This is a genomic window from Xanthovirga aplysinae (genome assembly GCF_009711365.1).
GTDB lineage: Bacteria > Bacteroidota > Bacteroidia > Cytophagales > Cyclobacteriaceae > Xanthovirga > Xanthovirga aplysinae.
Genome location: NZ_SMMB01001051.1, coordinates 1 through 7,046, shown reverse-complemented (window position 1 = coordinate 7,046; position 7,046 = coordinate 1). Strand labels below are relative to the sequence as shown.

11 protein-coding genes are annotated in these 7,046 nt (G+C 33.6%); 4 read left to right on the top strand and 7 right to left on the bottom strand.

From position 1 onward, the window contains the following. Together E1171_RS11490 and E1171_RS11485 are read right to left on the bottom strand one after the other, a co-directional pair. The coding region (locus tag E1171_RS11490) for a hypothetical protein (protein WP_155206150.1) at positions 1-315 on the bottom strand (315 nt) is incomplete at its 3' end. Between the two features lie 7 nt (positions 316-322). Beyond that, positions 323-1,309, bottom strand: a complete 987-nt coding sequence (locus E1171_RS11485; protein WP_155206149.1) for a LysM peptidoglycan-binding domain-containing protein — start codon at positions 1,307-1,309, stop codon at positions 323-325. Positions 1,310-1,600: 291 nt separating this feature from the next. Here E1171_RS11485 and E1171_RS11480 point away from each other — a divergent pair, with 291 nt between their 5' ends. Continuing rightward, entirely contained in the window at positions 1,601-2,854 is a 1,254-nt protein-coding gene (locus tag E1171_RS11480; protein ID WP_155206148.1) for a hypothetical protein, read from the top strand. 347 nt (positions 2,855-3,201) lie between these two features. Continuing rightward, the gene (locus tag E1171_RS11475; protein WP_155206147.1) at positions 3,202-3,681 is read left to right on the top strand and encodes a hypothetical protein; all 480 of its coding nucleotides are present in this window, start codon (positions 3,202-3,204) and stop codon (positions 3,679-3,681) included. Between the two features lie 157 nt (positions 3,682-3,838). Here E1171_RS11475 and E1171_RS11470 read toward each other — a convergent pair whose 3' ends face one another. From E1171_RS11470 to E1171_RS11455, 4 genes are all read right to left on the bottom strand, one after another. After that, positions 3,839-4,303 carry a hypothetical protein gene (locus E1171_RS11470; RefSeq protein WP_155206146.1) on the bottom strand — a complete coding sequence of 155 codons (465 nt, stop codon included), beginning with the start codon at positions 4,301-4,303 and terminating at the stop codon, positions 3,839-3,841. Positions 4,304-4,357: 54 nt separating this feature from the next. Then, positions 4,358-4,558, bottom strand: coding sequence for a hypothetical protein (locus E1171_RS11465; protein WP_155206145.1), 201 nt, complete (start codon positions 4,556-4,558; stop codon positions 4,358-4,360). Between the two features lie 283 nt (positions 4,559-4,841). Beyond that, positions 4,842-5,270 (bottom strand): phage virion morphogenesis family protein, encoded by a 429-nt coding sequence (locus E1171_RS11460; protein WP_155206144.1) that lies wholly within the window; start codon positions 5,268-5,270, stop codon positions 4,842-4,844. Continuing rightward, complete coding sequence (locus E1171_RS11455) at positions 5,233-5,451, bottom strand: hypothetical protein (RefSeq protein WP_155206143.1); 219 nt, start codon at positions 5,449-5,451, stop codon at positions 5,233-5,235. Before E1171_RS11455 ends, E1171_RS11460 begins: the two co-directional genes overlap by 38 nt. Positions 5,452-5,539: 88 nt before the next feature. On the opposite strand from E1171_RS11455, the gene E1171_RS11450 reads away from it, so the two are divergent. Both E1171_RS11450 and E1171_RS11445 read left to right on the top strand, forming a co-directional pair. After that, the gene (locus tag E1171_RS11450) at positions 5,540-5,926 is read left to right on the top strand and encodes a hypothetical protein (RefSeq protein WP_155206142.1); all 387 of its coding nucleotides are present in this window, start codon (positions 5,540-5,542) and stop codon (positions 5,924-5,926) included. 89 nt (positions 5,927-6,015) lie between these two features. Further along, entirely contained in the window at positions 6,016-6,459 is a 444-nt protein-coding gene (locus E1171_RS11445; protein ID WP_155206141.1) for a carboxypeptidase-like regulatory domain-containing protein, read from the top strand. Between the two features lie 197 nt (positions 6,460-6,656). Here E1171_RS11445 and E1171_RS11440 read toward each other — a convergent pair. Further along, positions 6,657-7,046 (bottom strand): hypothetical protein (locus E1171_RS11440; RefSeq protein WP_222931475.1); only part of this gene is annotated, 390 nt, incomplete at its 5' end.

Genomic DNA, 7,046 nt, shown 5'->3' with positions numbered 1-7,046 from the left:
TTTTTTTGATACCTTATCAAATTCATTTATTATTTTTAGGTATCTTTTCTTTCTTAAAAACACCAAATAGTTAAAAGTGAACAATATAGCAGCAGTATAAACCCCATGCATTTTATTAAAGCTGAGTGCTGTTTTTGTAAAATAAGAAAAAACCGACAGCAATGTTATGAAATTAATTCCCAACAATCCTGATAATGCAAGCATAGCTACCCAATGAGGTATTCCTTCTCCCTGTCCCCATCTTTTTTCACTCTTAATAGATAATTTATATAAAGAGTAAAAAAGATATTGATATCCTTTTAATATTATTTTCATAACAGCATTATTTTATAGCTCCATCCCTAAACGGGCTCCAACCCGGACCATGAATGGCTTGATTTTTTTCTGTAACAGATTCTAAACCTTTGAAGGCATTATCCCAACCTATTGTAGCATCAACCACAAAATAAGTCCCTGAAATCACCCAACCAACTGGGCCTCCCCATAACGCTACCCCAGTCATCATTGTATTTAATGCAAATTTAGCCGGATGAACTTTAAAAGCATTGGGATCTGGGTTATTATAATAGTTTAATAAACCATAACTATCAATTAATATTCCTCCCACAACAAAAACATAACCAACTCCTTTTACAGCACTTGACGCTCTTGCGAATTTGGCAGCTCGCATTGACCGAACTTTACCATTAGTCTTATAAATATTTTTTACTACTCCTTTTGTTGTTTTATAAGTTTTGTGGTTATGGATTAACTCGTCATAACCACCCCAAGTTGTACCACCAATTGCAATATACCTTGAGACCTCACTTAAAACTTCACCCTCATTTTTTGCATCAGTATTAACAAAGTGGATATGCTTAAGACTCTCTTCTGGAATTTCCAGGTTAATAACCACCGGCTCGGGACCTAAATTTACTTTAGCTGGGATCACTATTCTTTGACCTGGTATGATAGTGTCTGGCTTGGTGATATGGGGGTTATGCCGTAGAAGTAAATTTAAGCTTACCCCATATTGATTTTTAATTTTCCATAAAGTATCTCCATGCTTAACAATGTGAATCTTAGTTCCATTATCTTGCACATACCGGTTAAGCCTTCTTTGCATTTTCTGGTCCACCCGCTCTATTTCTTCTTTAATCATGGTACTAATTACCTCCTGGTTAAAAGGTATGACCGGTTTAAATGAGCCTTGCGCCTGGTATTGTAGTTGGGAACGAATATCCATATCTATAGATAGAAGTCCATTATGTAAATCCTGGCTACATTCTCTTCTAATTTGTTCTAGTTCTTGAGGTAATTTATTAGGCATAAAAAATGGTAATTATCACTAAAAGTAGACTAATATAACCTATTAATAGTTAATTGTTGCATATAATAAATATTAATACCTGGCTTTATTTTTGATAAAATGGGAAATCTTTAAAAAATTAAATTTGTGTTTAGAAAAGTAATAAATGGGGTTGTAATTGGGCTTACGGATAGGATATAGGGGAAGTAATAGGTATAATGTGGATATACCATAATTGTTGTATATTCGTGAGGTAATAGTATAATATTCAACGTGTGGTAGATACGGTTGTTGTGTATAATTAATTATAAAATGGTAACAAAAAACAGAGTGCTTTTTAGATTTATTGTCATTTTTGTATTTCTTTGGACAATTCCTTTTCCCTTCGATATTATTTCTGAATTCGAAAACGATCCAAAATTCTCCTTAGATTTCTATAAGAAAATAGTCCCCTGGATTGGAAATAATATTTTGACCCTTGAAAATCCATTAGACACTAGTTATACTGGAAGTGGAGATAAAACTTATTATTATGTTCTCTTAGTATTCCAGCTATTCTTAGCAGTGATAGGTACACTTGTGTGGACACTATTAGACAAAAAAAAGAGAGATTATAAGAAATTGAATTACTGGTTTCTAGCTTTATTGCGTTATTTTCTTGGATATAAAATGGTTGTTTATGGGGCAGCTAAAATATTCAAGTACCAGTTTCCTGACATATCTTTTTATAGATTATTGCAACCATACGGTAATTCCTCGCCAATGGGATTGGCATGGACTTTTTTTGGTCATTCTGTGAGTTACAACTTGTTCATGGGGCTTGCTGAGTTTATTGGTGGAATTTTACTGTTCCATAAAAAAACCAAATTACTAGGTGCTCTTATTCTTATTCCAGTTATAGCTAATATAGTTGCAGTTAATTTATTTTATGATATTCCCGTCAAACTCTTATCATCTCAACTACTATTGGTAGCGATAATCATTGCTGCCCCAGTATTAAACCGTTTGACAAGTGTGGTATTTTTTAACAAGGCAACTGAGCCTGTTGAATTTTTTAAGCCTTTTAAATCTAAAAAATGGACTATAGCTAAAGAAGCACTTAAATGGACATTTGTGGCTTACATTCTTTTTAAATCGTTCGAATTCGTGTTAGGTGACAAAGAATATGGGCCAATGGCTCCAAAACCAGAATTGTACGGATTGTATAAAGTTACCGATTTTATCTCAAATCAAGATACTATTCCTCCATTAATAACTGACCAAAAACGTTGGAAATATTTTGCTATTGAATATAACGGTTCTATCCAATTCTATCCCATGAACGATTCCAGGTTTGGACTGAAATCGGAAGTAGATACTATAAACAATAAAATAAAGCTGACTGAACGCGATGACCCGGACAAGAATTACTTTTTGCACTACGTAAAAACGGACTCCACCTTAGCCATCAAAGGAGTCTTTAGAGAGGACACTATTTTTTGCCAAACCAAGCGATTGGACAAAAAAGACTTTAGACTTACCTCGAGAGGATTCAACTGGATAAACGAAAGGCCCTATAACAAATAAAAACTATGCCTAACAATAGCGAGCTGTCATGCTTTGTCACTTTTCAAAAGCCAACACTAAAAAAGCACAGCAGCCAGCCGAATCGTTAGAAATCCTTTTAAAACTCTAAAGGAATAGCCTATGTGCCGGTAGTTAAAGGGTATTACCCCCTCTTTGGGGGCAGTTTGTTTTGTCTCTTTTTTAAACATATTTCATAAAAAGCCATACTCTGCCTTGAATAAGTTACAATGGTGAATTATTAAATAAATTTAACTGTGATTTTATTAAAAGATAAATCATATTACAGGTTGTTTAATGAGTTTAGTCCCATTAAATGGTTTTGTTTTATAATTTATTTTTTTATTTAAATGAAATCTGTTAAAATCACTCTAGGGATATTTTTAATGTCCTTATTATTTCTAATGAGTTCATGCGGTCTTTTAGTTAAGTCACGGGCTATTTCAACATTTACAACCGAAAACAAAGCTATTCCAACTGATTTTGGAAAAGAGGAAACTATTCTATTATGTGTGGTAGAGGGAAAAAGAAGCTATGACAAATACTTGAAAAAGCATGTTTCAAATGAATACCATGGAAAATATGAATTTATTCTAAGAAAAGACTTAGATTCTGATAAATTTAAAGACACCTCCCAGTATAGGTATGTTTTTGATTACGATAGGGGGAGTTCCTTCACTGGCGGAATAGCGGCTACAAACGCATCTTATTTTATTTTTGATAGAAAAGAAGATGTGAAATATATAAGTCCATTGACATCAAGCTTTTTTTCGAGATTAATACAAGGATATATGATAAATTTGGAAAAAGAAAGATTGAAGAATATATAACGTCTTATAACGGGTTAAACAAAATAATTTAATTCCGCTTTACCCCCAAGGTGGAAGTGAAATTTCGGCCTTAACTGTGAGTACAGGCCATTTTTTATTCTATTCTTTAATATTACTTCCACTTTTAAGGATTTGCCGAGGAAGTGGAAAGGGTTTTTTATTCATATGGATTAGGACAGCATTTACCTAATTTATGTTTTACAGTGGGGTTTGGGAACTTTTCCAGATAATTAATTATCCTTTCTCTTTCTGGACCAATTAAATCATTTCCTTGGTCATCAATAATATTTCCACATAAGCCACATCGATAAGCCACTTCACCTTCATAGAGGTCATAATTAATTTCTGTTTTAGTCCTTACGGATCTAAAATCATTTTTTAATATCCCGATTCGATTAAATGGAATTTCCCTTCTTGCGTCTTCCTTAATGAGTACATTTAATATTAAAAATGGTTCAATTAAACTCTCTTTGTAAAACTCTTTATATTCCAGGACTATATTATCAAAATCTAAGGTATGAAGTAAAATGGAATCATTTTCTGTTAATTTATTATCAATGATAAAATCTCTTAACTTTTTTATGGTTATTTGTTTTCCGATGTATTTAAAAGTTGGTTCCATTTCTAAAAAAATAATTACTTCAAATCCCTCAAAAAGTCATAAATTTAAAAATCCCTACAAATAAACAAACCCCTCAAACTTAAGCTTACACCTCAAAACTCCATCAGCTTCATGATCCGGTGTTAGGCCTTTAAACTCTAGCTCATCATGGCTTTCAGTTGAATAATCCTTTAAGGTATCCCTGATTTCTTTAGCCAAATCATAAAAATCCCCATTGTCACCCTTCTTTTTATGACTGCCCTGAGAAAAATGCAAAGTGATAGGAGTTAGGCTCCCGTTGACCTCGTTATTTTCCGGTTCAATTTCTCCGAACTCTACCTGTATAAGCTTGCCGTTTAAGTCTGGTTTTTTGGATTTGCTTTACCACTTTATATTATTCGAATATATAGTTGGAATCTCGGATAATTTTTCCTGGATGCTTTTAAAAACTTTAGTGTACATAGTGCTTTATTAAGTGTATTTGGTTAAATTATATATAGCATAAGTAAGTAATTCATAAGAGTTTAAGGCCTAAATAGGTTTGTTTAGGTCTTAATTTTTAAAATAACTTCTTCAAAGACTCTTCAATAGCTCTTTGTATCCTATACTCTAACTCTTTGGTAACTCCCATGAATTTCCTCTTAGGCTGATGCCCTTTTCCTTGGTTGTGAATTTGAGCCAAATCGTGTCCTCCGGCTATTTTGCGAGAGGCAGAAAAAACCACCTTATTCCCTTGTTTGTCATGGTCAATACTTCTCCTAGTTTCCCCAGTATCCACCAATAATCCCTTTTGCCCTCTAGTTGGTCTGCTTCCAGCTCGTGGTTCCCTTTTCCGGTTAGGCCAAGGCTGACCGTCCCATGCTTCTTTCTCGAAAGCTTCATCAAAATAATACACAGCCGTTTGACCTACCTCATCAGCCATACTGAAATTGATGTAATTTCGGAGACGCCTAATTTTTCTTTCCCAGTTCCCATTTAACTTCTTCATCCTTTTCTATTTGCTCAAAAACATAATCCCCTTTTTGATCTGGCCTTACTTCGTAGCGGTCCTCAGTAGTAAAAAGAATATCGTCTGGTATTCCGGTGCCGTTGGGATAGGCAAGGCAAAAGTATAAACCTTCTTTGTCTCTTCTGTAGTGCTTGCATTCATAGCAAATAGGCGCTATCATTGTCATGGGTCTATAAGGCCAATGGCTGAAAAACAAAGCACCTAATATTCTGTCGAAGGTAGGAGATATTTTTCTTCCTGTTGGATTTGTGGCCGACCTGTTAGGGAAAGATCAACTTAGTCCAGCCGATAAACTAGAGTTCGAAAGACTCAGCCGAGAGTACGAGCAAACGGATTTGAAACTATACCTGGAGGACGTTCAACATGCTAGAGATAGCAATGTAGAAATTCAAAAAGCTGAATACGCATCTAAGCTGGCTAAGAATACAGCTTACATTCTGGACTTTGTGATCGTAGTTTCTGCTGTACTATTGGGTTTTATGCTATTTTTTGTAGGGGTCCCTAAAGAAAATGAACAGCTTTCCTATATTGTTTTTGGGGCCTTACTAACTCATTGTGGAACAATCATTGGATTTCATCGAGGGAGTTCTAAGGAAAAGGAGAAGAAGGGAAATTTAAAGAGTTTTCACGTCTAATTACTATACGATGTGTAATAGTAAAATAAATATTTATTAATTTTTAATTAACTTATTATAGTTTATTGAATATTTAAATTAAAATAGTTATGAAAAATATTAGACTATTACTTATCCTTCTTCCTGCGGTATTTGTTTTTATTTCCTGTGAAAGCAAGGATTTAGTTGAACCAATAAATCCAATAAAATCTTTGGTTACCAAATATGAAAGTAATTCTCAATTAATCCCAGGAGTAATCACGGGTACCGTCACTTGTAAAGAGGATGGAATGCCATTAGCAAGAGCGAGTGTAGTGATTAAAAAATTATCTGAGGGTGTTCAAACCGATGTAGATGGGAAGTATTTTATTAGAATACCTTTGGATGAAGTTTCAGTCTTAATGTTTTCATATATCGGAAAGGAAACTATGGAGGTAAAGGTTTCCATGGATACCAGAGTAGTTGATGTTGCACTAGCAGGGCAAATAATTAATTTTACGGAAAAGCATAAACACTTTACCGATATTCCCAAAAATCAATTTATATCAAATTAGAATACTTTTTCTTGAATACAGTGCCGAAATGCTAAAGATTGAAGGAAATAGAAATAGGTTGTGCTTTTTATCTTACTCCTATTTTGAACACACTTTAATAAAAAATACTTCCAGTTTTACCCTAAGTAGATAGTAATTGCAACTGTTTTCATGAGCTGGCAAAGCATGGCAGCTCGCTATTGTTGTGTTTTAGTTCTTTATTTATCATTCGTTAAAATCTTTGAAGTGTAATCAACTACAAAGTCTTCAAGAAATGAATCTATAAATTTTTGGTCTAAATTACCGCGTTGCTTTAATTCCTCAAAAGCTTTTTTATATTTTTCGGTATTTTTAAATAAGGAGAACTGTTCTTTTTTAAAAGCCCTGTATTGTTTATGGTTAAATTTCATTTTTTTTCTGAAGGCCCCTTTTTCAATTTCCAATAATAGATATTTTTTGTATGTAGAACCATAACCCATATGAACATAATTGACAAGTTTTCCGTGCGGGAGAACAAGAATCCCAGTAAACCAATCTATTTTACGTTCCGAAATATCAGGAAATACTTCATTAATTACTGACTTCATCTCATAATCGAAAGAATCATT

Bases quoted from the DNA above. Each gene is read 5' to 3' on its own strand.
- E1171_RS11485 (WP_155206149.1), bottom strand. From the start codon at position 1,309: ATGCCTAATAAATTACCTCAAGAACTAGAACAAATTAGAAGAGAATGT.
- E1171_RS11480 (WP_155206148.1), top strand. From the start codon at position 1,601: ATGGTAACAAAAAACAGAGTGCTTTTTAGATTTATTGTCATTTTTGTA.
- E1171_RS11475 (WP_155206147.1), top strand. From the start codon at position 3,202: ATGAAATCTGTTAAAATCACTCTAGGGATATTTTTAATGTCCTTATTA.
- E1171_RS11470 (WP_155206146.1), bottom strand. From the start codon at position 4,303: ATGGAACCAACTTTTAAATACATCGGAAAACAAATAACCATAAAAAAG.
- E1171_RS11460 (WP_155206144.1), bottom strand. From the start codon at position 5,270: ATGAAGAAGTTAAATGGGAACTGGGAAAGAAAAATTAGGCGTCTCCGA.
- E1171_RS11455 (WP_155206143.1), bottom strand. From the start codon at position 5,451: ATGATAGCGCCTATTTGCTATGAATGCAAGCACTACAGAAGAGACAAA.
- E1171_RS11445 (WP_155206141.1), top strand. From the start codon at position 6,016: ATGAAAAATATTAGACTATTACTTATCCTTCTTCCTGCGGTATTTGTT.